The 24710-nt window shown below is 63.1% G+C and carries 19 protein-coding genes; 5 read left to right on the top strand and 14 right to left on the bottom strand.

Going from position 1 to position 24710, the window contains the following annotated elements; genetic code table 11:
* Positions 1-7: 7 nt before the first annotated feature.
* The 4 genes from ACNO8X_RS23850 to ACNO8X_RS23835 form a co-directional block, all read right to left on the bottom strand.
* A complete protein-coding gene (locus ACNO8X_RS23850) occupies positions 8-1516 on the bottom strand; it encodes an ATP-binding protein (protein ID WP_418003005.1) in 1509 nt (502 codons plus the stop codon).
* Entirely contained in the window at positions 1516-4929 is a 3414-nt protein-coding gene (locus ACNO8X_RS23845; RefSeq protein ID WP_418003004.1) for a Swt1 family HEPN domain-containing protein, read from the bottom strand. Before ACNO8X_RS23845 ends, ACNO8X_RS23850 begins: the two co-directional genes overlap by 1 nt.
* Entirely contained in the window at positions 4929-7760 is a 2832-nt protein-coding gene (locus tag ACNO8X_RS23840; protein WP_418003003.1) for a DUF1156 domain-containing protein, read from the bottom strand. The genes ACNO8X_RS23845 and ACNO8X_RS23840 overlap by 1 nt, the downstream gene beginning before the upstream one ends.
* A gap of 150 nt (positions 7761-7910) precedes the next feature.
* Positions 7911-8336: a very short patch repair endonuclease gene (locus ACNO8X_RS23835; RefSeq protein ID WP_418006013.1), complete on the bottom strand. Its 426-nt coding sequence runs from the start codon at positions 8334-8336 to the stop codon at positions 7911-7913.
* A 90-nt stretch (positions 8337-8426) separates the two neighbouring features.
* On the opposite strand from ACNO8X_RS23835, the gene ACNO8X_RS23830 reads away from it, so the two are divergent.
* The 3 genes from ACNO8X_RS23830 to ACNO8X_RS23820 all read left to right on the top strand — a co-directional run bounded on the left by ACNO8X_RS23830 (position 8427) and on the right by ACNO8X_RS23820 (position 13275).
* Positions 8427-9584 carry a DNA cytosine methyltransferase gene (locus ACNO8X_RS23830; RefSeq protein ID WP_418003002.1) on the top strand — a complete coding sequence of 386 codons (1158 nt, stop codon included), beginning with the start codon at positions 8427-8429 and terminating at the stop codon, positions 9582-9584.
* A gap of 582 nt (positions 9585-10166) precedes the next feature.
* Positions 10167-12149, top strand: coding sequence for a hypothetical protein (locus ACNO8X_RS23825; protein WP_418003001.1), 1983 nt, complete (start codon positions 10167-10169; stop codon positions 12147-12149).
* A gap of 175 nt (positions 12150-12324) precedes the next feature.
* Positions 12325-13275 carry a metallophosphoesterase gene (locus tag ACNO8X_RS23820; RefSeq protein ID WP_418003000.1) on the top strand — a complete coding sequence of 317 codons (951 nt, stop codon included), beginning with the start codon at positions 12325-12327 and terminating at the stop codon, positions 13273-13275.
* Between the two features lie 87 nt (positions 13276-13362).
* Here ACNO8X_RS23820 and ACNO8X_RS23815 read toward each other — a convergent pair whose 3' ends face one another.
* The 7 genes from ACNO8X_RS23815 to ACNO8X_RS23785 form a co-directional block, all read right to left on the bottom strand.
* Entirely contained in the window at positions 13363-13938 is a 576-nt protein-coding gene (locus ACNO8X_RS23815; protein WP_418002999.1) for a hypothetical protein, read from the bottom strand.
* Positions 13939-14025: 87 nt separating this feature from the next.
* The gene (locus tag ACNO8X_RS23810) at positions 14026-14289 is read right to left on the bottom strand and encodes a hypothetical protein (RefSeq protein WP_418002998.1); all 264 of its coding nucleotides are present in this window, start codon (positions 14287-14289) and stop codon (positions 14026-14028) included.
* Between the two features lie 32 nt (positions 14290-14321).
* A complete protein-coding gene (locus ACNO8X_RS23805) occupies positions 14322-14771 on the bottom strand; it encodes a hypothetical protein (RefSeq protein ID WP_418002997.1) in 450 nt (149 codons plus the stop codon).
* Between the two features lie 108 nt (positions 14772-14879).
* Positions 14880-15443, bottom strand: coding sequence for a hypothetical protein (locus ACNO8X_RS23800; protein ID WP_418002996.1), 564 nt, complete (start codon positions 15441-15443; stop codon positions 14880-14882).
* A gap of 16 nt (positions 15444-15459) precedes the next feature.
* Positions 15460-17865 carry a TNT domain-containing protein gene (locus ACNO8X_RS23795; RefSeq protein ID WP_418002995.1) on the bottom strand — a complete coding sequence of 802 codons (2406 nt, stop codon included), beginning with the start codon at positions 17863-17865 and terminating at the stop codon, positions 15460-15462.
* Positions 17866-17868: 3 nt separating this feature from the next.
* A complete protein-coding gene (locus ACNO8X_RS23790; protein WP_418002994.1) occupies positions 17869-18156 on the bottom strand; it encodes a WXG100 family type VII secretion target in 288 nt (95 codons plus the stop codon).
* Positions 18156-18458: a WXG100 family type VII secretion target gene (locus tag ACNO8X_RS23785; protein ID WP_418002993.1), complete on the bottom strand. Its 303-nt coding sequence runs from the start codon at positions 18456-18458 to the stop codon at positions 18156-18158. The genes ACNO8X_RS23790 and ACNO8X_RS23785 overlap by 1 nt, the downstream gene beginning before the upstream one ends.
* Positions 18459-18732: 274 nt before the next feature.
* On the opposite strand from ACNO8X_RS23785, the gene ACNO8X_RS23780 reads away from it, so the two are divergent.
* Complete coding sequence (locus ACNO8X_RS23780; RefSeq protein ID WP_418002992.1) at positions 18733-19689, top strand: mechanosensitive ion channel family protein; 957 nt, start codon at positions 18733-18735, stop codon at positions 19687-19689.
* A gap of 38 nt (positions 19690-19727) precedes the next feature.
* Here the strand turns inward: ACNO8X_RS23780 and ACNO8X_RS23775 are convergent, their stop codons facing one another.
* A complete protein-coding gene (locus ACNO8X_RS23775) occupies positions 19728-20093 on the bottom strand; it encodes a GreA/GreB family elongation factor (protein ID WP_418002991.1) in 366 nt (121 codons plus the stop codon).
* A 352-nt stretch (positions 20094-20445) separates the two neighbouring features.
* Here ACNO8X_RS23775 and ACNO8X_RS23770 point away from each other — a divergent pair, with 352 nt between their 5' ends.
* Entirely contained in the window at positions 20446-20823 is a 378-nt protein-coding gene (locus ACNO8X_RS23770) for a hypothetical protein (protein ID WP_418002990.1), read from the top strand.
* A gap of 161 nt (positions 20824-20984) precedes the next feature.
* Here ACNO8X_RS23770 and ACNO8X_RS23765 read toward each other — a convergent pair whose 3' ends face one another.
* Complete coding sequence (locus ACNO8X_RS23765) at positions 20985-22961, bottom strand: OPT family oligopeptide transporter (protein ID WP_418002989.1); 1977 nt, start codon at positions 22959-22961, stop codon at positions 20985-20987.
* Between the two features lie 78 nt (positions 22962-23039).
* The gene (locus ACNO8X_RS23760; RefSeq protein WP_418002988.1) at positions 23040-24656 is read right to left on the bottom strand and encodes a peptide chain release factor 3; all 1617 of its coding nucleotides are present in this window, start codon (positions 24654-24656) and stop codon (positions 23040-23042) included.
* Positions 24657-24710 lie beyond the last annotated feature (54 nt).

Below are 24710 nucleotides of genomic sequence, written 5' to 3'. Positions count from 1 at the left end.
TGGACTCTCACTCTCCTTGCGCGGGTTGCGCTCCGATTGCAGCTAGGAGGATGGCCTGCCATGCCTCCTCCTCCCGTTTCTTCTTCGCACCGCCACCTGTCCCAACGAAGTGGTCTTCGAGCAGAAGAAGCAGCAAACTCTTGATGAGTGGCGCATCGTCGACGTCCAGGCTCTTGTGCCCGACAATCGCTGAACGGTACCTCGCATTTAGGAGAAGCTGGTGCTTGTCGATTTCGATGTCGTAGACCTGGTCCTCGGGGAGCAGGCGCCAACGGATGTCAATTGGGAACGCATCGTTGGGCTCTGTGTGGGTCGTGAACGCGTCCTTGACCGAGACCGGGACTCCATTGCCGGGCAGCGGCGCTTCGATGGGGGAGGCCGTACGTTGCCGGGCGAGCGTCGCTGCACGCTTCGCGTGTTCCCGGAACGCTGCGAGCGTCGTGCCGTCCGTCGCCTGTGCACGTGCCAACGCATTGCGCAATTCATCATCGAATGTCGTCCCGATCTTCTCAGGGTTGATTGTGACGTGATCTTCCATTTCGGGCGTCAGATCGATCGCCACGCGCGCGAAGGCCAGATCGACCCTTGATGTGGACAGCCCGTTCCAACCTCCGGCTTGCAGGAGTCGGTCGTGGCGATAGATGTAGAGCCCTTGCGTTTCGGTCTCAGACCTGCCGCCCTGTACGAAACCTGGTCCCCTATCTCGATGCGGCCAGATGTGCAACTGTGCAGTTCCAGTCGCGCCCGGGAGGCTGACGGGCAGTTCTTTTGGATAGCCGGGCTGTCCCACACCTCGATACGCGAAAGGGTCAATGGCCTTGACTGGCCGTGGTGGGCCGGGGAACTCAAAACCGATGTCGAAGGTATCGACGGTTAGCGTCAGATCGCCTCGTTCCAGGATTCGATGTAGTACCAAGCCGAGATGGTTGACAAGCTCCTGAATGGTTTGGTTTACCCAAGCCCGCTGTTCGTCGTCGTGCGATGAGGTCAAGAACGTCTGGACGTCCTGCCATTCGACGATGGTGCCGGTATCTATCGAGAAGCCAATTGCCGGATCGGCCAGGCGTTCGGCGGCGTCGGTCGTGGAGAACTCCTCGACCACGGGACCGCTGTCGATGGTCTGCTTGCACAAGCGCCGGCCGACCGGCGGTGATCCGTAACGTTTCGACCACACGATCAACGTGTTTGCCTGACTAAGCGAGGCCGCCTTGAGCCCGATGCCGAAGTGGCCGAGATCGTGGCCGTTGTACTCGCGCTTCTTGGCGTAGGTCATCGCGTCATCGATGGCGACGGAGTCCATGCCCGACGCGTTGTCTATAACCTGTAGGCCAATTGGTCGTGGCCCTTGCATCAGGAACCGGACCAGGACGTCCGTTGCGCCAGCATCGATGCTGTTGTCCACCAGATCGGCCACGGCCGTTGCGAGCGTGTGATGGCGGCCGATGGCCGAGGTGATGGATGGATCGGGGGGGACGGTCTTAGATCCGATCGGTTGTGGCGCGGAATTCAACACCACTAGAGGTCCTTGAAGCGGCAGTCCGTCACGCCGAGGTCGCCTGCGTTCTGTGTAACGGCCCGAACGATATTCGCGTCGAAACCGTCGGCCTTTTGAGCGTCCACGGTCAAGGTGATGTCGAGGACGTCGGGGCTGGCGTTGTGCAGCACGTCGAGGATCTCTTTAGCGATCGTCTGAAGCTCACCTGGCATGTCGGTAGTGGGGTCGACAACGTACCGGAGCGAGAATGTCGCGTTGGTGACCACTTGGGGCACATGCCTCGGCGAGGGCGACGGTGCAGGCGTCACCCGGGGACCCTGCGTGGTTGTTGGCTCCGGGTCGGGTCCGGGCTCGCTCTCTTTGTCCTGTTCTCGCTTTCTCTGCTCGACTGCAAGGTCGGGCCGCACGACAAGCGTCTTCTCATCGAACGGGCCGAACTCTGTGTCCTCCAACGGAACCGAAAGTCCGAGGAAGTCGCCAGTCGCCGAGTCGAATCCTGTCGCAAGTGCGAACCCGGTCTCGACGAAGGCGGCGTCGAGCAGCGATTCCTCCAGGGCTCTGACGAGCACGGACTTGTCACGCAGCCTATGCAGGTACGGGTAACGGCAGTAGTAGCTCCACAGCTCGGTGAAGTTGATGAATCCGCGGGTCCACCGCGCCCGCAGGAACTCCTCAATGTCCAGACGGACGACGCGGTTGGCAACGTACGAGTGGGCGGCGTCGACGGAGGCGAGTTTGGCGCCGATGCGCTTGGTAAGGTTCTTCTCCTGTCCGTCCGCGCGAACTTGTCCGACTACGAACGGTGCCTGCGGGTTGTCTTGCACCGCATGCAATCCCCATATCCACGTGTGGGCCAATCGGTCGTCCACAGTCCGATTGGTGGTCTCCAGCGTTGTCTGCGCCTGCCCGGCAGCTGAGTGGGTCAGATCAAGTCGTGCGGTCTCGTCGAATATCGAGCTCCAGGCTAGGTACGAACGTACAGCAGATTCCAAAGTGCCCCATTGCTTTTCGTCTGCGGCGACCGCAACGATAGTGTTGACGTTCGAACGCGGCGCGTTGCCGCGCTGGCGCAGTAAATCGTGTACCCATTTGGAGGCGCTGGACTCTTTGTCTTTGCCGTTGTGGGTGCAGCGCGGCGGGACGACAACCAGGCGAAGGTAGTCGGCCTCGTCGACATCGGACGATGACTCGGGGTGTACGACGTCGGCGATCACGTCGGTGGAGCCCTTGAACACCCGCTTGAGCCGTGCCGTTACCTCGCCGTGGACGGCGTCCACCGACAGCTGCGAAGCTCGTTCGGCGGCGAGGCGATTGAGCGACGGCTGGGTGTCGTACCAGTACCGGCCGTCGTCGAAGTAGTAGTGGGACGATTTCTCCTGGAGCCCCTCCAACGCCGATCCGATATTTCCGAGCACGTCGCCAGGCATGGCGACGCCGAGCGTAATGCTCTTGCGGTCCTTGCCTTTGAGCGCGGCATCGAGTGTTGGCGTGGCTTCGACGAAAATCGTTCGCGCCGTTCGGAGCGCGAGCGCGCGGTCCTTCAGTACCGGACGTTCGGCGTCCACGATCCGGGCGACAGCGTTGTCGCCGTCGATCTCGGACTGGACGATTGCGTCCCATGTGTTGTCGACGTACTGCGTGATCTCCGACCGCACGGACTGCGCATCTAGCGGAACTGATCCGGGCATGATGAGCGGTGATGGGTCCTGGCGTACATACAGTTGGTGGATCACGTGGCTCATTAGGCGCAGCACGCCTCGGGTGCGTTGAAACTTCTCCAACGTGGACCAATCGGAATACAGACGGTCGAGTAGTTCAGGATGGATCGGGTAAGCGGCCCTGAGGCGCGACTCGTAGGCGGACTCTCCAACCCCTGTAGGGAACTCCTTGGGGTGGTGGCGGTAATAGTCAGAGAACCGACGCGCCGCAGTGGCGATGGTTGCGATCGCTTTCGCGTCCGGCTCGACGAATAGCCGGCGTCGCACTATTTCGTACGACTCGTCCCGCGTTGCCGGACTCCACTGGTAGGCCACCCGTCGTATGACGTAGTCCAGCCGATGCAGGGCGTCGTGTCCGCGCTGACCGCCGACCTCAAGATCGCTCGCAGTCGCCTCTGCAAGCTCCGTATCTCCGTCGCCGGAATCGATCTGTCGCCCTTCGCTGGCCGGTACGGATACCAACAACAGTGTTCCGGGCACGTTCTCCGCCGCGAGTGTCAATGCCTGTGCAAAGGTGAACTGTGTCTCGAACAGACCGGCTGCCACGCGCCGGGCGTGCGGGTCAGTCTGGTCGTAGTTATCTGGGAGCTGGCGAGCGTAGGCGACCCACTCGTCGATCAGGACGACGGCAGGTCCGAACTTCGTAAACAGTTCGCGGAGCAGGTTTCCGGGATTAGTGCCCGTCTGGTCGGCATCGGCGACGATCGCGTAGCCTGCCGCACCGCCGAGCTGCCATGCGAGTTCGCCCCAAAGGGTATGCACGACGGTGCCGTCGGGTTTCGGCGTCGGGGCGGCTGGCGGGATTTCATTGCCCACGAGTGCGGCCTTGTGCACCGGTTGGCCGAGGATGCTGGCGTTTTCGCCCGCCAGTACGTCCTGCACGCTCTGCGGGAACTCATGCAGCGCCCGACCCGAGAACAAGTGCCAGACGGCCAGCATCGAGTGCGTCTTGCCGCCGCCGAACGTGGTCTGCAGGTTGATTACTGGGTTGGCCGACTCCGATCCGGCGACGCGGTCTACCGCCCGGCGCAGCAGTTCCTTAAGACCGTCGGTCAGGTAGGTCCGGCGGAAGAACTCGACCGGGTCCTGGTACTCCTTGGCGGCGTTCTGTTGCACGGCAACGGAATAGAGGTCGGCGGCGAACTCGGCGTTGTTGTACTGGCCAGAAGCCACGTCGGGGTGCGGCTTGAGCACCTCACGCCACGGCGGCAACTCGGTGTCCGGAGTGCCGGGCAGGGAGGCCGCCTCGCGAACGGCCCTACGTGTCTGTTGCTCGAAGCTGCCCCGCAGGATGTCCAGGCGCGACGTCCGCACCGCGTCGGCTTCTCTCACTGCACCGATCGCGCGCATTACGCGCTCGATCGTGTCCAGTGCGCGGACCGCGTCGTCGGGGGAGAATGGCTTGAAATGGGCGACGTTATTGCGCACATTGCGCAGCTCGCCGACGAAACCTTGTTCTCCCCGCGATAAGTGGGCGTTGAAGATGTACCCGAGCGAGGAAATCGGCTCGGTGATGATCCGGAACTGATCCTGCGGGTCGGTACGCGAATAGTCTTTGCCGCGGATACCTTTCTCGGCGTCTTTGGCTGCGAGCAGTACTGTCCAGTCCTTGCCTGCCGGCACGTGCTTGGCCGTGATCTGTTCGATGTACGGATCGAGGACGTCAGAAAGGGACTGCAGCGCTGTGCGGACCACATCGATGTTGCTTTTCGACATCAGTTCTCATCCTCAAAGTCGATTTCCGTCTGCACAGCGTCAGGGCCGCGTACGTGGCCAGCGGCCTCGGTCAGGTCCGTCCATGATCCCCCGACCAGGTTGAACAGCCGTGCGTCATCCGTACGCGACGTCTTGGTCATTTCGTATAGCCGGTAAGCCAGCCGTTGCACGGCCTCGAGGTCGATTTCGGTGCGTGTGGCCGCGGCAGCCATGAGGTCCGCAGCCGGCTTTACTCCTCCGTCCTCGGCAGAGAGCATCCGACCTAGGTGGCACATCACCTCCCACACGGAGATACGGGCGTCCTTCGCGGGATCCCAGGACGTCGGGAGATCCTCGGGTGCGATGAGCTGAACGACGCCCTCGCCCTGCGTCAGTACTCCGGAGTCTGCGATGCCTCGAACCGACGTGTTGAACGACCGCGCTAGCACGTCGGCTTCACCGAAACGACCCTTTTGCCAGCCATATTGCTCGTACCACTTGAGGCAGAATCGGGTGTCTGCATCGAGGTCACCTTCGCCCTCGGCTAGTACTTCATCGAGTGCCTGATTGATCAGCCTCAGTGCCGCTTTAACATTCATGTCTGTGCCATCGTTCTCGACCACGCGGTCGTAGCGTGAGAACACAGCCATCCCGGGCCCGACGGTCGCCTGGGTGAGGTCGACAGGGGCGATAGCCCCCTGGCGCAGCTTTTCTAGCGCCGCCGGAAGCTCACGCCTCAGCGATGCGAGGAATCCGCGGCGCGTGGTCTGCCCCGCCGTTTCCTGACGTGGTCTCAGTACCAGGACGATCGACGAGGCGAGCGCATTCGAGCCGACGTCGCGCATTCGGCCTGCACGCTCCGATCGCATGGGCCAAGTGGCCGTGATCGCCCAACCTTCCCGGATCATGCCTTCCAGGATGGCGGCCCATCCGGTACTGGTGATGCCCTCGGCCGTCAGCTCGGACTGCTTGAACGCGTAAAACACCGTGATCGGGTATTGACCAGATGCCCCTTTTCGCGCTCGGGCGAATACATGCTCGAATCCCGTCGCGAAGAATTGCTCCGCACCGTCGCTCCCACCGTGACGGTACGGGTTCGCGACGAGTTCCTCTGTCTTTGGCACGAGCATCGAGGCGAACAACCCCGGATGGATGGCACGGAGCGAACGCCGCAGCCAGACGTAAAAGAAGTCCGAGAGGTCCGAATATCCGATATTGTCGTAGTACGGAGGATCGGTCGAGACAACAACAGACGTGTAGTCCTGCGATGCAGCGTCGGCCTGTGCGGCGTGGGCAGCGGGCCGAGCGGGCAGATTCTCGATAGCGTCCGCCTGAGTTTTAGTCGCTATCGACAGGTCACCCGCAGCACGCGCGAATGGTGAAACTTCGACGAAATCCCATGCCATCGGAATCGCCTGACGTGCGAAGAGATTTCGCGCCTGGTCGCGAGAGTTGGACCAGGTGACTAGCGAGTTGTTGAGATCGGTCGTGCGGCTCACTCCCATGCTGAGATAGGTGGCGACGGCGTCCGCGTAGGCCTCGGCCCCGTCTCCGCCGTCGGCAAGGCGGTCGCCCATTGGGAGACCTGAGGCGACGGCATCGCTAAGAACCTTCTCGCGCGCTGTTAGAACGAGGTCGCTGAACGTCGTAAGCGCCACCAATTGCCGGTTGGTGAACAGATCCGACCATCTCGTGAGCCCGTAGCCCTGAACTCTGAAGCCAAGTGCTGCCGCAGGTAGTGCCCCCGAGGGAACCCACTCAGGGCGCGCGCAGCGAGCTGCTTCGATTTGGACGCCATCCGGCGACACGTAGACGCGTCGCCGGTTTCCATCAGCGACGACCGCCATAAGTAGAGCGCGCAACCGGTTTGCGCGGCCCTCTTCACGAATGTATTTGAATTCGGCTGCAGAGCCGCAGGCCAAGCAGATTGCGCCCTGGCGACTGACGGTTCCATCAGTAGCAACGGCGGGTCCCTTCGCTTTGTCGTACCCGATCGTAAACGCGACTCGCCGGCCACCGGGCGCACTAGCGTCCTCGACCACGTCGGGCACGACGTACGCTTCCTTTCCCTTCTTCTTACCGAGCCACCACGAGTTGACGAGGGGCATCTCGATGCCGCAGGCCGGGTTGGGGCAGATGACCGTGCGTGCCCAGATCCAGGCGATCGTCGTTGCGCTCGACTTCCTTCCGGTCTTCTCGTCGACGATGGTGGCGTCTGGGTAGAGATGCCCGATGCGTTCCTCAGCTTGATCACGCATCCAGGCGCCGTAGCGACGTACGTCGTCAGCCAGTCCGGTGGCGCGCGGCCAGTCTCCGAGCCTTGCTTCAGCAACACCGGGGAAGACTGGTGATTGGCCTGCGAACTTTGGCGGGATTTCTATGAGCGCCTTGGCGATGAGTACGGCCACCGGGTTGAGATCCGAGGCACGCGCCTGCAGACCGAGGCGCTGGGCTTCGAGAGGAATTGAACCGCCACCGGAGAAAGGGTCGAGGATGGCTGGTGGGTTCCCGCCGGTGGACTTGAGGATCTCCTCGTGCGCCTCGCGGAGCAGGACCTCGTTGTTGATGTTTTCCCATTTGACAAGTCGTCGAATGAGCCCATGTAGGCGCTCACGCTCGACCGTTTGCTCGCGCTCTGTCAGCTCCGGGTCCGAAGAAGGGTCGTCTACGAGTTGCGCGAAGAGCACGGCGCGAGCCGTGGCAAGCGGCTTCCGAGACCACCACAGGTGCAGCGTTGAGGGGTGGCCGTGCCGGATGGATTTCTCTCGCGCGGATTCGGCGTTGATCTCTTCCAGAGGTATCGACACCTCGATCAGCTTCTTGCGGATCGGAGTGTCAGGGGGCGTCGTCATGCGTGAAAACTCCAGGTGGCTCGGGTGCTCCGATGCTAGCGGCCGGACCCGACATCCAGTCGTAGGTCGGGCAGTCGGGTCCCACGCTTCTCACCGGGCGTCACGCGACGATATCGACTACATCCAGGAGCAACGCCCGATGTAGTGAAGCTAGCTGCTTCGATCGGCGCCTGACACGTAGGCGTTGGAACTTGCGGCGAGAAGCCGAGCGCGGCGGACAATCTCTTCTATGTCGGTGGCTGCGTGTGTAATGTCTTCGTGTTCCCAGACTCGGAGCACAATCCACCCCAGGGAGCGCAGATGAGCATCCGTCTCACGATCCCGTTCGATGTTCCGCGCGAGTTTGGCCGCCCACCACGCGCCGTTCGAAGTAGGCGCGGTCTTGTGCTCGGGACAGCTGTGCCAGAAGCAGCCGTCGACGAACACAGCGACTCTGGCACGGGTGAAGAGGATGTCCGCACGTCGACGGGACAGCCCGGGAAGCGATGCGTCGACGCGGTATCGCAGACCTCGTCGATGGAGCTCGCGTCGGAGGAGCATTTCGGGCCCGGTGTCGCGAGTTCGTTGACGGGACATGCGTCGAGAAGTGACGACGTTAGTCGGCGTCGGGGAACTCGCCGAGGTCTTCATGGCGTGCCCTCCCAGGGCCGGCTAATCTGACGTACCATGCCGACTTCCTTGACATTATCCGACTCTGCGCTGACTGCGGCAAAGTCGCGGGACCAGGTCGCGAAGATCACGACGTTGGATCTGTTCGCTGGGGCCGGTGGGCTGTCCGAAGGGTTGAACACCGCCCCCGGCAAGAGATTTCGGGCCGCGCGGGCGGTGGAATGGGAGCTTGCAGCTGCGGCCACCTACACCCTGAATCACGGTGGGCGCCTGCGTGGGGGAAGGATCGAAGGAGGCTCTGTGTATGCGGGCGCGATCGAGGACTGGCTCGCCGAAGACGACGTTCCAGAGGTTGATGTGGTCGTCGGAGGGCCACCGTGCCAAGGGTTTTCGACACTGAACCGCGACGGCGTCGGAGCTCATCGGAACGAACTCTGGCGCCTCTATGCGCAGACTGTCCAGAAGGCCACGCCGAGGTATTTTGTGTTGGAGAACGTTCCAGCCTTCCTGAAGTCCGACCAGTGGCGCGTGTTTCAAGAGGCGCTTGAGTGCGGGATCCTCGGGGACTACAGGATCGATGTCGACGTCCTCAACGCCGCGGATTACGGAGCGTTCCAGGCACGCAAGCGAGTGATCGTTATCGGCCACCATAAGGATGTCCCGGCGCTCGGCTTGCCCAAGCCAACCTATGCCGGTGGACACCGCCATCTTTCGGAGGCGCTCCTTGGTGTGCCTCACGCCGTTGACCGAATGGGTATCCCGGACGGCACCGTCGCGTTCCGGGAGGAAGAGCTGCCTGGCGCCTTCTCCACCCGCGACCTCCACTTCGGCCGTTTCTATACGCAGCTGTCGCTCGATCGGTTCAGGTCGATCTCACGCAACGGTGGCAGCCGATCCGAGCTGCCCGACCACCTCAAGGCTCCGTGCTGGCTTAAGCACAGCAAGGGCACCGGCGACGTTATGGGTCGGTTGACCTGGGAGAAGCCGTCGGTCACGATCCGAACTGAGTTCTTCAAACCGGAGAAGGGTCGCTACATACATCCCGATGAGGACCGCGTCATTACGCATTACGAGGCCGCGCTCATTCAGGGGTTTCGGCAGGACTATCGGTGGGTTGGGACTCGCGAGGAGATTGCACGTCAGATTGGCAACGCGGTGCCGATTCCTCTTGGCGAAGCCATTGGGCGCTTGCTGATCGATGCGTTCGACGGATAGGCCGATTCACCTCGACGCTTCTCATAGGGAGCAGTCGGTAGCTGGTGGTCTCGTGAGGTGTCGGTGAGCGATGCGACGATCGGTTTGCGTGCGGTTCCGGCACTGCGTTGTGGCCAGATACTCCTGGTCCTGGCCACCAGATGGTGTTTTGTCGTTCAAACATATTGCATTGGAGCCCAAGCGGTTTCGATGAGATCACTCGAGCGCCAGCCATGGGGCAGATACAGGCAACGCTGACCGTCTGCTTGGCGTCGGCAACGACTTGGGGGCCAGACCGGCAGGACAGCGGCAAGCGTGGTGAGCTCGGCCCGGATTTCGTTCTGACCGAATCTGTGTAACGGCTGGTGGTCGCAGGGGAATGCAGAGCAGCTCACGGCGGTACAGGAGACCACGTCTCGACCATCGGGCATTGAGCAGAGCTACGCCGCCTAAGGTCTTGTCAACATCACTGCCCAAGAAGGCGGGGCAGTTCCCATTGGTTTCTATCGATGGTGTGGGCGTTTGGGTTGGGACTGCGCCGAACTGGAGTCGGCGCGCGTGTCAACGCGGGTGGCTGTCGCCATCATTCCTTACCGTCTGGGTATGCCGTTGCCTCTCGACGCCAGACAGCGTCTTGCTGCGCCTTTGCGCAACGAGATGCTCAGCAATGCTGGCTTTCGCGACATTCATTCTCTGCCAGTGTCATCGCAGTCGTGGGCGTTTCATTCGACGGCCCTCAGCTCCGTTATTGCTGAGCTCGCGACGGCGAGCTCGCCGCAAGCAGACGGCTTCGCGATGTGTCGGCAGCGTGTGGCACAGGTTCAAGCGCTCGCAGGTAACGCGCTATCTATGTTGCTGGCGATCCAGCCGTTCGTTCCTTTCGACCGTCCGACGGCAGAACGCCTCGTAGTGCTGATTGCTGGCCGGATGGGGGCTGTAGCAGATGGGATCGAGGGCGCCACTGATGTCGCCGTAGACGCTGAGTTGCTTGCTGAGAGCGAGAGGTGGAGTGAGATTGCGGGCGTGGCCGACGCACGAAGCGCTCTCGGCGATGCGTTCGCGATGTCTGATCCGCCAATTGATGACGCTGGTCGGTTTCGTCCAGAGTGGGTTTTTCAGCACTACGCCTATCGCCTGAATGATTTGATGTCCTGCTTGCTGCCGCACCTCGCATCGCTAGGTGTGCCGGGCCTCCGCGATGCCCTGACTGCAGTAACTGTCGTCGGCGAGATTCTTGCGTGCGATGATTCCGTCGGTGCCTACGTTCATATGGACGCCCTTATCGGCAGCTTTCTGACTGCAGATCCTGCGACGAAGAGTCAGGCACGCCAACACCTGACTGAGATGGAACCGGCAATACATCGCGCCAGGGATGCTGCCGCACGATCGTGGCACGTGGTTAGAGACGTCAATGCCGAGAATGAGATACGGGCGAATGCGCTCGCCGATTGTTACAAGCGCCTAGTAGAGGGCCCGTTTCGTCAATTCGCTTGGGCGTACTACTGCCTCAATATGGGGTCATGGCAGCGTCCACCGATGCTTGGTGTGCTTCGGGACCGCATGGTTGCTGTCGGCGGGGGACACGCGGAGGTGGCTTCGCACGTCGTAATCCCCGAACTCAGGAATGGCGAAGCGCATGAGACCGTCGTCTGGGATGGTTTCGCTGAGCACTATTCGACCGAGGGCGTGCATATACCGCCGGACAGAGTCGTAGCGAGTACACAAATTGCCCGTTCGTTCGTTGCGGGGTGCGAGGCCGCAATTGCGGTCGTGAGATTCCTCGATCTTCCTACTGAGATTCCGCCGCTACCGCTCTGCGATGAGGAAGGACGTATGCCAGCGTGGCGACGGGTTCAGGCGTTTTTTGGCACGAACGGTATGCGTTTACACAATGCAAGCCTTAACACCAGACATGCTTCGCTACAGGTAAATGGACTGTTGCAGAAAGACGTCAACCCTTGCTTTCAAGCGCTTGTACTCGCGCATCGCTTGATGCCTAATATCGAGAGTTTTTCGGTCGGGGTTGCTGATAGTGAACCAACTATCGTCGTCACGGTGGGTGCGTTGGCTGCGTGTATGCCGGCATGGGAGTTGGCGGTATCGAACCTCGACAAGATCCCATTGTCGACTTTCCTTCCTGCAAATCTTGATGCGCGATTGGAGCATGAGCCGGATTCGGTCGCAGTTCGTTCGGTGGCCTGGATCGCGGTGGATGATGTCCTCGATGCTATCGACGGGAGCCCGGCGACATGGACCGACGTCGACCGTCGGCTCCTGGATGTGCGCCTGAACATAGTTGAACTTTCTGCCCAATCCACTGAGCGTTCGCTGGATTCACACGCTGCGAGGCTAGAAAGTGTGGCGGAGTCAGTTGCATCGCTTAGGGAGTGGATTTGTGACGAGTCGCCAAACGCCGCGCATCTGGCGGAACGCAAGCTGGAGATGGTGCGGCTACGGGCACAGTGGGAGAGTTGGGGACCGGTGCCGCGGCATCCACTAATCGCTATCGACGGCGGACCCGGTGGAATCGAGCGTCAACCTGGCTTGCAAAAGGGGCCCAAACTACCGCGTTATCATGCATTTTGAGGCGATCAGGCCGCTGGGGTGTCTAATGCGGGCCTTCGATGGTGGCTACAAGTCTGCAATTGTTCGCAGTGTCCGCGATGGACCGCCTGTGCTTTGACGCTGTGAGTCATGGTTGAGCCGTTCCTGTATTCAGCTGGCAACGGCAGTGTGCAAGCATGGGTGCGATGATCAGCCTGTGGCCGGTTACGACGTCATCGGAGACATCCACGGCTGTGTCGACCCGCTGGAATCCCTGCTGGATGTGATGGGATACCAGCACGCTGATGGTGCGTACCGGCACCCGAGCCGACAGGCCGTGTTCGTCGGCGACCTGATCGACCGTGGACCGCAACAGCTGCGTGTCCTGGACACGGTGAAGGCGATGGTCGACGCCGGCAGCGGACAGATCGTCATGGGCAACCATGAGTTCAACGCTGTCTGCTACGGCATTCCCGGCATCGATGGTGAGTACCTGCGCCTGCACTCGGAGAAAAACGCCCGACAGCACCAGGCGTTCCTGGAGCAGCTGACCGCCGACCAGCAGCAGTACTACCTGAACTGGTTCCGCACCATCCCGCTGTGGTTGGACCTGGGCGGGTTGCGTGTAGTGCACGCCTGCTGGCACCAGCCGTCGATGAAAGTCGTTGAGCTGGAACTTGGTTCGAACGTACTCGGCAGCGACGATCACTTCGCCAACGCCTCGATCGAGGGCCACCCGCTGTACGAGGCGGTGGAAACCCTCATCAAGGGCCCAGAGCTGAGCCTGACCGACCACGGGCAGCTGCCATATCTCGACAAGGATGGGCACCGTCGCCGGCGGGCGCGACTGCGGTGGTGGAGTACCGGCTCAACGCTGCGCGAACTCGCGGAGATGACAAGAACTTTCACCACACCGGACGGGGCGCCGTATCCACAGCTGCCGTCAACTGCCGTCGAGAACGATGACCACGTGTACGCAGGCGACGTGCCGGTGGTCTACGGCCACTATTGGCGGACGGGAACGCCGGAGCAGGGACTCGACTGGACCGATCGCACGGCTTGCGTCGACTTCAGCGCCGTGAAGGGCGGGGCGCTGACGGCATACCGGTGGTCGGGGGAATCGACTGTACGGGTGGAGAACTACTTTCAAGTCCCGAACTGGCCATAGCGAGGTTTTCGCGAAGCTGCAAGGACTCGAACTGGCGATGGCTAGTCAAACTCCAGCCTCGGATCTTTCGCCGGCATCGAGGCGGCGTCACCTTGCGTTATCGCGCTTAGCCTGAATCGCGCTCAGGGTCGAATGCGCCGCCCGCCGCACCCACTCGTCGTCACGTGCCTCGCCATGGACGTACCACTGCCAACTGCCGACGTAGGTCAGCTCATTGTCGTGGATGCCGGGAAAGCCTATTTGGATGATCTGGTCAGCGGTGCCTGGACGCGGCGGGGGAGCAGATAGGCGTTTGATTATTTCGAGTACGACTTGCGCTGAGTTGCCGACGTACATCGCATGGCCTTCGGCCCACTGTCGGATCAAAAACTCGGAAGGACCTTCCGCTCGGGTGGATTCTCCGTTCGCCGCAACCCAAACCACGATGCCGGAGTGGCTGATGCGCACCGTGCGATCTGTCGCCACGATCGAAGCGTTGAGCTGCAGGAGCCCTGCAGCCATGGTTGCGATCTCGTCGTGTGGGAACGTCCATAGGGAGTGGGATGGCTCGCAGCCGCCGATTGCCCACTTCCGCGCGTAGGGGACCGTCAATCCGGCACCGACGCGCATTCGTTGGCGCAATACCGCGACGATTTCGTCGTGTGTGGTTATTTCTGTGGTCATTTCCGTCTGTCGATCGGTATGTAGGTTCAAGCATTGCGAGGATCAGAGGGAGTAACTCGACAAGGGGTGAGCTGTTGGCGGGCCGCGTCACACTGGTGTGCCCCGGTTGGTGCCCGGTTTCTGAATCAGGAGGTCGTCGTGCTGACGCCGCCGACATTCCTCGGCGAACTCGACCGCCGCCGTCCTGTCAGCCAGAAAGACTTCGGACTGTTGTGGTGAAATCGCGTAGTACTCTTCGTAATCCACCAGCCCGTTGCTCATCGGGACCGCAATGTAGTCGACGTTCGAATCGAGTTCGGTGCCGATCGAGTACCGATCTCCTCTGGAAACGAAGACGTCGCTGAACCTCATGTCAGCCTCAGGATCTTTCGTCCGCCGCGAGGTCAAACCCCGCCGGTGAGGTTATTGGCCACTGCCGACTCGGAGAACTCGGGCTGTTCGCGCAGACTCCAGCCGTCGGGGACGGCGTGAGTGTCGTAGTAGTGCAGGAAGAGTTCGATGGCGTCGGTGGCTGTGAGCACCTCGGAGGGGCGCACCAAATAAGTGTTGTCGCCGTTCTGGATTGGCTCAGTGGCGCCTGATTCTTGCGCAACGTCTTGGTATCCGATCGTGTACAACCGGTGCTCGCCCTTGGCGTCTCGTTGCTTGATTTCGACGGTCAGGCGCTCTGGCGCGACACCTGTCGCTTGTATCCATTCGTGCGAATAGGGGAGCTCGTCGTACGGCACCTCGGGGGCGACGGGATAGATCGAGTAGTAGGTGTACCTGCCGTCGCCGAGGCGGTTGATCCCCGCAGCGATTTGACCGGGAATCTCTTCGGTGAATTCGCTCATGCGCATCTTTGCCCTGTTGGACTCAAGGATATGTGTCGCCTGTTCGAGTCTCATTCGGTCGATCTTTCAGTATGTGAGAAACGGGCACTGCCCGCCTGTCCACGTCTGCTACAGCTGGGACAAGACGGATTCGGGCATTCCGGCGAGCAACTGGGCATCCAGTTCGTCGTATGTCAAAGGCAGCAGATGGTTTGCGGGTTGAATGCCGCCGGCGCGCAAGATGAAGTACCTGTTGGGTTCTGACTTCAGCGTGTACTTGGACACATACTGTTCTAGTGATATCTGTTGGACGCGCGGGTCCAGCCCAGCGTCTTCCCACGCCCACATTATTGGGTCTAGTCGGCATGACATTCGGAGTGATTCGCCGACATTCCAGATGACGTACTTTCCAGCGTCGTCGGCATCGGTGAAAAACCCGGACAGGCTCTCAAGCGGTTCGTTCCGGCGCTCAGTGGTTGCGGTAAGGACGTTGTATCCACCGTCGATCGGCTCGACGATGTACGACGTCCAGTCCGGGTACGGATATCCTCGTCGAAGGTGCAGACGATCTGCTTCCCACACGGGTGCGTCGCGCGCAGGCTGGCCAGCAAGTGCGTAGATGCGCCGCCAGTTGTCGTAGTGATTGATCAGCTCTTCCAGTCGCGAATCCGAGCTTGATTCAGTTCCTGTCATGTTCACCCTCCCTGCGTCATTCCCCAGTTGTTTCGCGAATCAGACGCCATAGTTTCAGCTCTTCGATCGAAACAGGTCTGCCGGTGTCCAAGTTGATTGCCGCCCATTGCTCAGCCCCGCCGGGCTGACCGAAGGCCGCCTTGGCGGGTCCGTATTCAACCCTCCAATTGAGGCCATCAGGTATCGGCCGCCCGGTTCCGACAAACGTGTGATAGTCGTTGGCGACTCCAGGCGGCATCGAACGTGTGGAGAGAGGTGCCCCTTCATCTCCCATGAACCCACCTCCGTTCGATCCCAGCCGATCGAGTTGATGCCCAGCAGGAATGTGGTCCGAGAGCGACGGCGGCCCATCGAACCCATTGTTGGGCGCTTGTCCGTCCCAATCCCATTGGAGCCGACCCTTCCCGTCGACTGTAGTGAACTCGCTCTTGAACTCTGCTTCAGTCCGGCCCGCAAGCGGGTCATATCCGTCGGTGACGCTGGGCGGTACGCCACCTTCATGAAGTCGGGCAATGTCGTCCGCAGGGTTCTTTACATGCTCAAAAGCGCTGTCGGGTGGGAAGCCGTAGTCGTGACCCGCAACGGGAGGGGGAGGAGTTGAGGGCTGGGCGTGGTGGCTGGGCTCAGGCGGCGGTGGGTGGTTGTCGATCGGTCCGTCGGCGGCGCGTGGAGATTCTGATGGGGCGCCGGCGTGGTGTTCGCTTGGGCTGCCGTGATCGGTCGGGCCGTGTTCCACGGGTGCGGGAGTATGCGGCTCGCTCGGCCCCGTCGGCTGAGATGTATGCGGGGCAGGTGCCTCCTGTGTCGGTGGTGGGGGAGGTGCGGGCTCGGGCTTCGGAACCGGCGCCGCCTCCGGCTTCGGCGCAGCAGCCGGCGGTTCCACCGGCGCCTTCCCCGCAGCACTTGGCTCGGGCGCTGCCTCGGGTACGCCAACCTTGTCGAGGTTCTTGGTGATGTTTCCGGCTCGGCCGGCCACCTCGTCGGCGCCCGCTGCGGCCGCACCACCACGAGACGCGACGGCACCCGTATCGCGTGCGACGGTGCCACCCACCCGCGTCTCCGCTTCAGCGCTGGCCGCACCGACGCGCGCCGCCCCGCCGGCAGCGTCGGCTGCCGGTGCCGCCTCGCCCACGCCGGGAATGATCAACGATCCGACTTGTGCTGCGTCGTAAGCGAGTCCGCGTAACGGGTGGCCGTTCTTGAAGTCGTCGAGGTCGATCATCGACTTGCCGAGATTCGTCACGTCGTTGCGGATACCAGGGTTCGCGAGCGCCAACGGAGCGGTAAAGGGATCGCCGACCAGCGCCATTTCACCTAGCGCCTTGGCGGTGCCCAGCCACGATTTGCCTGCACCCTCGGGGTCGTACAGGAAGCGGGTCGGATCAAGCTGTTCGAGCCCTTCTGCCGTCTGGGCGACGAATTTGAATCCGCCTTCGGTGATATCAGCCAGGGCAGTGAAATCCGCGCCCAGCGCGCCGCCGACTTCCTGCCCGAACACCTCGACGAACTCCTTGTTCGCCCACGCCTCCAGTTTGTTGGTCAACCCGTCGAGGTCGTTGATGCCCTGGCTGACAGCCTGATCCATGGCGTTGGCTTCACGCTTCATGTTGTTCAGGACGGTGTCGATGTCGTGGGCGATCTGCTTGATCTTCTCGATGGGATTGTGACCCTCGAACATGCCGCCGATGGTGCTGAGAATGCCGCTGGGACTCAACTGGTGGAGCAGATCGCGGATGGCGTTCTGCGCGTTCTCGACAGTGGTTGCGAACGAATCGATCTGGCCGGCCAGCGCTTGCGCCTGCTTGTCGATGTTGGTCAGGCCGCCGCCGATGTCGTTGGCGGCCTTCTGCATCTGCGGCGCTTCGGGAATCTGAAAACCACCCAAAGTCGTTCCCGCAGCGGTCATTGCGCCCGAACCGCCACTGATCGACGAGCCGAACGTGCGCCACGCGGCGGCCGTCGCGCGCATCTGTGCAGGGTCGCCGTCCGGCCACACCCCGCCGACGAAGGCCTCGACAATGCCCCAGCCGATCGGGGCGGCGATGGCACCGCCGAACACCGACGGCACACCCGGCGCCGAGAATTTTCCGGGATCACCCGGTTTCGCCACGGGCGACTCGCCGCCTCCGACCGTGGAGTGGGCGTTCGCGGTCCCGTAGTTGTAGGCGGACATCTGGATGCCTTGCCCCGTGCGCCGTGACGCGTTGACGGCCGACGCCGCCGAGTGCAGCAGTGCGTTCGCCGCATTGGTGTAGCTGCGCGAAAACACAAACGCGGCGGCATCATGACCGAATCCGGACTCGTGCCCAGACAGTGCAGCCGTCAGCGTCGAGATGGCGCTGGTGACAGCGTTGGATTCAGCGCCGACCGACGCCCCCGCTGAGTTGAGCGCCGTCGGATCGACCGTGATCGGGCCGGTCACAGATCAGGACCACATCTGGTGGTTCTTGCTCGCGGCGGACGAGTAGTTCTCGTGAGCGCCTTCCGCGATCTGGCGGAGCCGTGCCAGCGCCTCCCGCATCTCCCGGGCGCCTTCGTTCCACTGCGCCTGCGCCGACCGTTCCGCCTCGCCGGCGTCGCCGTACCAGCTGGAGCCCAGGCGGGCGACCGAACCGGCCGCCTGCGCCAGGTGGGCTTCGAGGTCGGAATCGAACTTCGTCATCCGATCGATGACCGCCGCCAGTGCCGCCGGGTTGACGCTGAACTCGCTCATCAGAGGCCCGATCCCGCGATGTGGGCGCCACCGGCGGCATCGGTGCTCGTGTACTTGGCCGCCGCGTCATTGAGCAGGCCCGACATGCGCGTCAGGCCGGCAGCCACCTGGGCCGCGCCTTCATGCCATTCCTTCCAGACACCCGCGTACGCAGAGGCCGCGGACCCCGTCCACCCGGTGCCCATGAGGCCCGAGACGTCGTTGTCCAGGGACGTGATACCAGTGCGGAGCCCGTCCGCGACGGTGGACAATTCGTGTGACACCGCGACCAACTCCGACGGTTCGACCTGTAACTCGGCCATGCGATACCCCCAACGCGTTTGGCTGACGAATGGAGCTTACCGAGGGCGCCAGGGGGTCGCCGACGCGAATATCCTTGTCGCTCACAGGTTTTAGACAGGTTCCTGCCAGATTGCTGGCAGGATTGACTCTCGGGCGGCGTCGTCGTTGTGAGCCCCGCAACGATGAGCCCCATCGACCGACTGGATCTCTCGGCGACGGAAACCCGCTGGTGCAGCTTGCGGCCAAGATTCGCCGTGGCCAGGGGATTCGGCGACCTCTCGTAGGGTCGAACCCGTGCATGTCTACCAACTGGCTTTCGAATGGACCGAAACGAACCGACACTGGCTGGTCGAGGTGCCGATCCGCATCGTGTCCTACGGCGTCATCGCCCTCATCGCCCGGTTGGTGCTGCATCACCTGATCGACAGCGCTACCACCGGCCGGGCCGGTAAGACCATGGCCGTCGACGAGGAGTCGCAGGCCAACCGCCCGCCGCTGCTGCGCTACCTCCGCGACCGGACGTCGTCGTCCAACGCACGCAAGGCCGCCGAACGGCGCCGCCAGCGTGCCCAGACCATCGGGTCAGTATTGAAGTCCACGGTGTCGATCCTGCTGCTGGTGTGGCTGGTGCTCGCGATCCTGAGCGTGCTGGGTGTGAACATCGCGCCGTTCATCGCCTCGGCCGGCGTCGTGGGCCTGGCGATCGGTTTCGGCGCCCAGAACCTGGTCCGCGACTTCGTCAGCGGCATCTTCATGCTGCTCGAGGATCAGTACGGCGTCGGCGACAACGTCGACCTCGGCGACGTGACCGGCGAGGTGCAGAGCGTCGGCCTGCGCGTCACCACCGTCCGCGACGGCGACGGCACCCTCTGGTACGTCCGCAACGGTGAGATCAAGCGCGTCGGCAACATGAGCCAGGATTACGCCGTTGCGCACGTTGAGGTTCCGGTCGCGCTGACCGCGGACCTCGACCGGGCCGAGCTGGTGGCCATCGAAGCGGCGGAGGCCGCCATCCTCGATCCGGCGATCGCCGCCAACGTGCTGGGTGATCCGGAAATGCTTGGCGTGCAGGAGCTCTCGCCCGATCTGCTCATTCTGCGGATGTCGGTGAGAACCCGGCCGAACACGCAGGGTGCGGTGCAACGCCGGCTCCGCCGCGAGGTTCTGCGCGCCTACGACGAGCACGGCATCGCACTGCCGTATCCGCAGGGGCGGATTCACGCGGTGGTCGGCGGTCGCACAGCGGAGTAGTGCCTTGGGCTCCCCGAACAACATTGGTCGGGGAGCGGTCAGCGCCCCGCCGTTTCCTTCGGGTTCACCCCGTCGACGGCGAGGACCGTGATCGCCATGCTCCGACCGGATTCTGTCACGTATCTGCGTGTTTCGCCGACATGCGTGGCGACGAGTGCTTTGCCCAGCGGGCATTCCACGGAGCAGGTGTCGCCCAGTGGCTTGGCGTCGGCGGGGAGAACGAGCTGGAAGACGTCGGTGTCGTTGGGGTCGCCGTTGAACGACACGGTGACCCATGCGCCCGGCACGGCCTGACCCTCGAGGATCAGCTCGTCGCGGGCATCGATTGTGTTGGTGGATGAGGTTTCTCGCGGGTGCCGGTCTGCGATGACCGCACCGTGTTGTCCAGCGGCATTCGGTGACACCGGGTGTGAGGGTGGAACCCTTGACGCGGTGTTCGGGTGAATTACAGCGTCCACATCTTTACTATCCGTCGACGCGCGGGTCGCGACGCGTGCACGCGAGCTTGTTTGCCGTGATGTCACGCGATGTACGTCCGGGTGTCAGGCGGGCGGTGAAAACGGCGGCGACGTTGTTGTCATAGCCCGGGCGTAGCGTCCGCGACATGACCGACAAACGACGTTTACGGAGCCTCAAACAGGCTCGACGCGATGTGCGGCGAGCGAAGAAACGCAACGCGGAAAGTGCGGCCGACGGGTCTCTCGTCGGCGCGATACGTAGGGCGCTGACGGCGAAGGTCGACCTCCGGCGAGCGATGTGGAGTTCGACGAACAGCTGTCTGACAAGTTCTTCGCGAGTAGATCGGGAGCGCCATTCACTGAGTCCGGGCATCGCGAGCTGCTGATGGAGCTGTTCGAAAGTGGTTCGGGCGATCCATTGCGGTGGAGTGCGGCCCGGGTCCATCAGGCGCTCGATGACCCGTACTACGACGACTACTGCAGGCTTCCCCTCGAGGTCGTGCTGGACGTTCCCGACCTGCTTCGTGCGTTCATCCCGTATGCACATGTCCTCAGTGGGATTCGCGAAGGGCTTACGGCGCAGGCGCTCGGCGTCATTGATGAGCTGAGATCGGGTTACAAGAAGGAGATTCTCGAGCAGGCGCAAAGGATGTGGGGATACGACGACGCGGGGTAGCGGCGGTACGCGGACTCTCCTGCGGCACACGCGATTTGGAGCCGTCAAGGAGACTTGACGGCTCCAAATCGAACATGTCAGGAGAGCTGGCCGGCGACGCAGCGAGCGTGCGCAGGGATCGCAAATCGGCTCAGCGACGCGCTGGCCGCACGCTCGAAGGGTCAGCCTGCAGAAACCGGCTCGCTCCCCGCAATCGTGCGCGTCCGCTTGTACATCCACGTCAGCACCGCCGCGAAGGCCACGACGCCGATCACTTCAGGAACTGACCCGCCAAAACCCGAGAACAGCGCGAAGGGTTCATCGGAACCAGTCCCGGCGACGAACCCCGCGAACACCACCCCGTACAGGCTCTCGCCGACGATCATGCCCGTCGCCAGCAGCACGCCGAGCCGCTTCTTGCGCTCGACATCTCCGCCCGTCCGCACGGCCCAGCGGTTGTAGAAGTACCCGAGGACGGCGCCCAAGGGAATGATCAGCGTCAGGCTCATGGGCAGGTACATGCCCATGCCGACAGCCAGCGGTGGCAGCGCGAATCGTGATGTCCGGGTGAGGGTCTCGTCGACGAGAATCGCAGCCACCCCGATCACCGCGCCGAGGCCGATCAGCCCCCAGTTCAAAGACCCGCCGAACACCCCCTTGGCCAGCGACGAAATCAATGCGGCCTGCGGTGCGGCCAAGGCATGGTCGCCGGCACCGGGTGCGCCGAGGAACCCGAACGCACGCTGCATCAGGTTGAGCACCGGCGGGATGATGGCCGACCCGAACACCACGCCAATCACCAACGCCACCTGCTGTTTCCACGGTGTCGCCCCGACCAGCTGGCCGGTCTTGAGGTCCTGCAAGTTGTCATTGGAGATGGTCGCAACGCCGAACGTGATGGCCGCCGCGAACAACGTGTAGGCGACCAGCGCCAGAGACTGGCCACTGTCGGCACGGCCGAACACCACCTTGATCAGCACCGCGGCGATGAGCACCGTCAGGATGCCGACGCCGGAGATGGGGCTGTTCGACGAGCCGATGAGCCCGGCCATGTACCCACACACCGACGCGATGACCATGCCGATGACGAAGATGAACACCAGGCTCGCCACGATGATCCCGGCCGAATGCCCTTGCAGCGCAGTGCCGCGACCGAAATCCCACAGCAGCACGGCGATCGGCAGCAGGAGCAGCACGACGGTGCCGATGACGATGGGGAAGGGGATGTCGCGCTCGGTGAGGTCGACCAGTTGGCCCTGGCGCCGGTTGCGCGCCGACGTCAAGGCGTCGGTAATGCCCTTGATGATGGGCCGCAAAATCTTCAGCAGCGTCCAGATGGCGGCGACGGCGATCGCGCCGGCGCCGACGAACCGCACCTCGTGCACGAAGATGCCGTCGATGATGTCGCCGATCGGCTCACCGGTCCCGAACGCCCCGATGGTGCGGATCGGCAGCAGCACCCCGAATGAGATGACCAGCCCGACGAGCATCGCGATACCGACCGTCATCCCGATCAGGTGCCCCACGCCGATCATCGCCATCGACAGACCGGCGCTGAACATCGTCCCGCCGGCACCGATACGGGCATACGCCGTAACGGAATTCGCGAGCAGCTTCATGTTGGCGAGCAACCCGAAGGCCGCCGAGACCAGGGAACCGAAGACGATCACCCGCAGCCCGGTGCGGTTGGCTTCCGCGCCGCCGGTGCTGTCACCGACCTTGAGCACCTCGGCGGCAGCGACCCCTTCGGGGTATGGCAGGTCCGAGCCGGTGACCAGGGCGCGCCGCAGCGGGATGGAGTACATGACGCCGAGGGTGCCGCCGACCGCGCACACGGCGAGGGTGATCCAGTAGGGGAATCCGGTCCACCAACCGATCATGATGAGGCCCGGCAGCACGAAGATGATCGCGGAGAGCGTGCCCGCCGCCGAGGCGATGGTCTGCACGATGTTGTTCTCGACCACCGAGTGGTTGGCGAAGCTGCGCAGTACCGCCATCGAGATCACCGCGGCCGGGATGGACGTGGCGAACGTCAGACCGACCTTCAATCCGAGGTAGACGTTGGCGGCAGTGAACACCAGCGTGATGACACCGCCGAGCAGAATCCCGCGGACGGTCAGTTCACGCAGGGTCGGGGTGGCGGGGGTCGCGACGGCCAACTCGTCGTCCTCTCTCTTACGGGTGCTCTACACCGTAAGGGCTCAGGACCGACGTGCGCCCGCTATGAGGGCGTGCCGCTAGCTTTCGGCTGCGGCCACCAGAGAGCGCAGCTTCACCGACGGGTTGTCCCGCTGGAATCCTTCGAGGCGCCACGGCGTCGAGAACAGCACCAGCAGGACGCCGTCGGAGCGGGTCAGCACCTCGCAGGACACCTGCTTGTTCATGAACTCGGCGTCCTCGGGGTCGACGACCCGCGCCACCTGGTACGGCAGCGATTCCATCGTGATGGCGGCCCCGATCTCGGTCGCCATCCGGTGCGCCGCCACCTCGAACTGCATGGGGCCGACGGCCGCGAACACCGGCGCCTGCTCACCGCGCTTGTCCGAGCGCAGCACCTGGACGACGCCCTCTTGGTCGAGCTGCTCGATGCCCTTGCGGAACTGCTTGTGCTTGCTCGGATCCTTGCCGCGGACCACCGAGAAGTACTCGGGGGAGAAGCTCGGGATCGGCGGAAACTCCACGGGCGCATCGCGATACAGCGTGTCGCCGGGGCGCAGCGCCGCCGCGTTGGCGAGGCCGATCACGTCACCGGGCCACGCGTCGTCCAGCGTCGAACGCTCCCGGCCGAACACCGACTGCGCGTACTTGGTCACGAACGGCTTGCCGGTCCCGGCGTGGGTCAGCACATCACCGCGCTCGAACGTGCCCGAGCACACGCGCGCGTAGGCGATGCGGTCGCGGTGCGAGCTGTCCATGCCGGCCTGCACCTTGAACACGAACGCGCTGAACGGCGAATCCACCGGACGCGGCTCTTTGGCGACGTCGATGATCGCCCCGGGCGAGGGTGCCAGCTCGACCAGCACGTCGAGCAGCTGGTTGACGCCGAAGTTCAGCGCCGCCGAGGTGAACAGCACCGGCGAGGACTCGCCGGACAGGAAGGTCTCGCGGTCGTAGTCCGAGCCGTCCATCGACAGCAGTTCGGACTCTTCGACGGCGGTGTCCCAGTCACCCTCGGCGGCATCGTGCGCTTTGTCCGCGGGAATGTGCTCTTCCGGCGCGGCGGTGGCGCCACCGGCGGTGCGGGTGAAGCGGATGTAGTGGCCCTTGCGGCGGTCCATCACACCCTTGAAATCGCCGGCGATGCCCACCGGCCAGGTCAGCGGCGTCGTCCGCAGCCCGATGCGCTCGTGGATCTCGTCCATCAGCTCCAGCGCGTGCCGGCCCGGACGGTCCCACTTGTTGATCACCGTGATGATCGGGATGCCGCGGTGCTTACACACCTGGAACAGCTTCAGAGTCTGCGGCTCAAGGCCTTTCGCGGCATCGATGAGCATCACCGCGCAGTCGACGGCCGTCAGCACCCGGTAGGTGTCTTCGGAAAAGTCGGCGTGGCCTGGGGTGTCCAGCAGGTTGATGACGCAGTCGCGGTACGGGAACTGCAGCGCCGTCGAGGTGATCGAGATGCCGCGGGCCTTCTCCATCTCCATCCAGTCCGACACCGTGGACTTGCGGCCCGCCTTGCCGTGGATCGCGCCCGCCTCGGTGATCACCCGGGCATGCAGGGCCAGCGCCTCGGTCAGCGTCGATTTACCGGCGTCAGGGTGACTGATGACGGCGAAGGTACGGCGACGGGCGGCTTCGGTCGCGACCCGGCCGGTGGCGCGGGTATCGCTGGCGGGGGCGGTGTCGGTCATAGCACCAGACATGTTATTGGCCGACCAGGCAAAACCTGTAATCGCGACGGCGTG

The sequence above is a fragment of the Mycobacterium sp. PDNC021 genome (assembly GCF_048282635.1).
GTDB classification, from domain to species: domain Bacteria; phylum Actinomycetota; class Actinomycetes; order Mycobacteriales; family Mycobacteriaceae; genus Mycobacterium; species Mycobacterium llatzerense.
Note: the sequence above shows the minus strand (reverse complement) of the source record. Positions and strands in the feature narration are given on the sequence as shown.

Coding starts and splice junctions, on each gene's coding strand:
- ACNO8X_RS23845 (WP_418003004.1), bottom strand. CDS start 4,929: ATGTCGAAAAGCAACATCGATGTGGTCCGCACAGCGCTGCAGTCCCTT.
- ACNO8X_RS23840 (WP_418003003.1), bottom strand. CDS start 7,760: ATGACGACGCCCCCTGACACTCCGATCCGCAAGAAGCTGATCGAGGTG.
- ACNO8X_RS23825 (WP_418003001.1), top strand. CDS start 10,167: ATGCCGTTGCCTCTCGACGCCAGACAGCGTCTTGCTGCGCCTTTGCGC.
- ACNO8X_RS23810 (WP_418002998.1), bottom strand. CDS start 14,289: ATGAGGTTCAGCGACGTCTTCGTTTCCAGAGGAGATCGGTACTCGATC.
- ACNO8X_RS23785 (WP_418002993.1), bottom strand. CDS start 18,458: ATGGCCGAGTTACAGGTCGAACCGTCGGAGTTGGTCGCGGTGTCACAC.
- ACNO8X_RS23815 (WP_418002999.1), bottom strand. CDS start 13,938: ATGACCACAGAAATAACCACACACGACGAAATCGTCGCGGTATTGCGC.
- ACNO8X_RS23805 (WP_418002997.1), bottom strand. CDS start 14,771: ATGAGCGAATTCACCGAAGAGATTCCCGGTCAAATCGCTGCGGGGATC.
- ACNO8X_RS23760 (WP_418002988.1), bottom strand. CDS start 24,656: ATGACCGACACCGCCCCCGCCAGCGATACCCGCGCCACCGGCCGGGTC.
- ACNO8X_RS23800 (WP_418002996.1), bottom strand. CDS start 15,443: ATGACAGGAACTGAATCAAGCTCGGATTCGCGACTGGAAGAGCTGATC.
- ACNO8X_RS23830 (WP_418003002.1), top strand. CDS start 8,427: ATGCCGACTTCCTTGACATTATCCGACTCTGCGCTGACTGCGGCAAAG.
- ACNO8X_RS23835 (WP_418006013.1), bottom strand. CDS start 8,336: ATGTCCCGTCAACGAACTCGCGACACCGGGCCCGAAATGCTCCTCCGA.
- ACNO8X_RS23790 (WP_418002994.1), bottom strand. CDS start 18,156: ATGAGCGAGTTCAGCGTCAACCCGGCGGCACTGGCGGCGGTCATCGAT.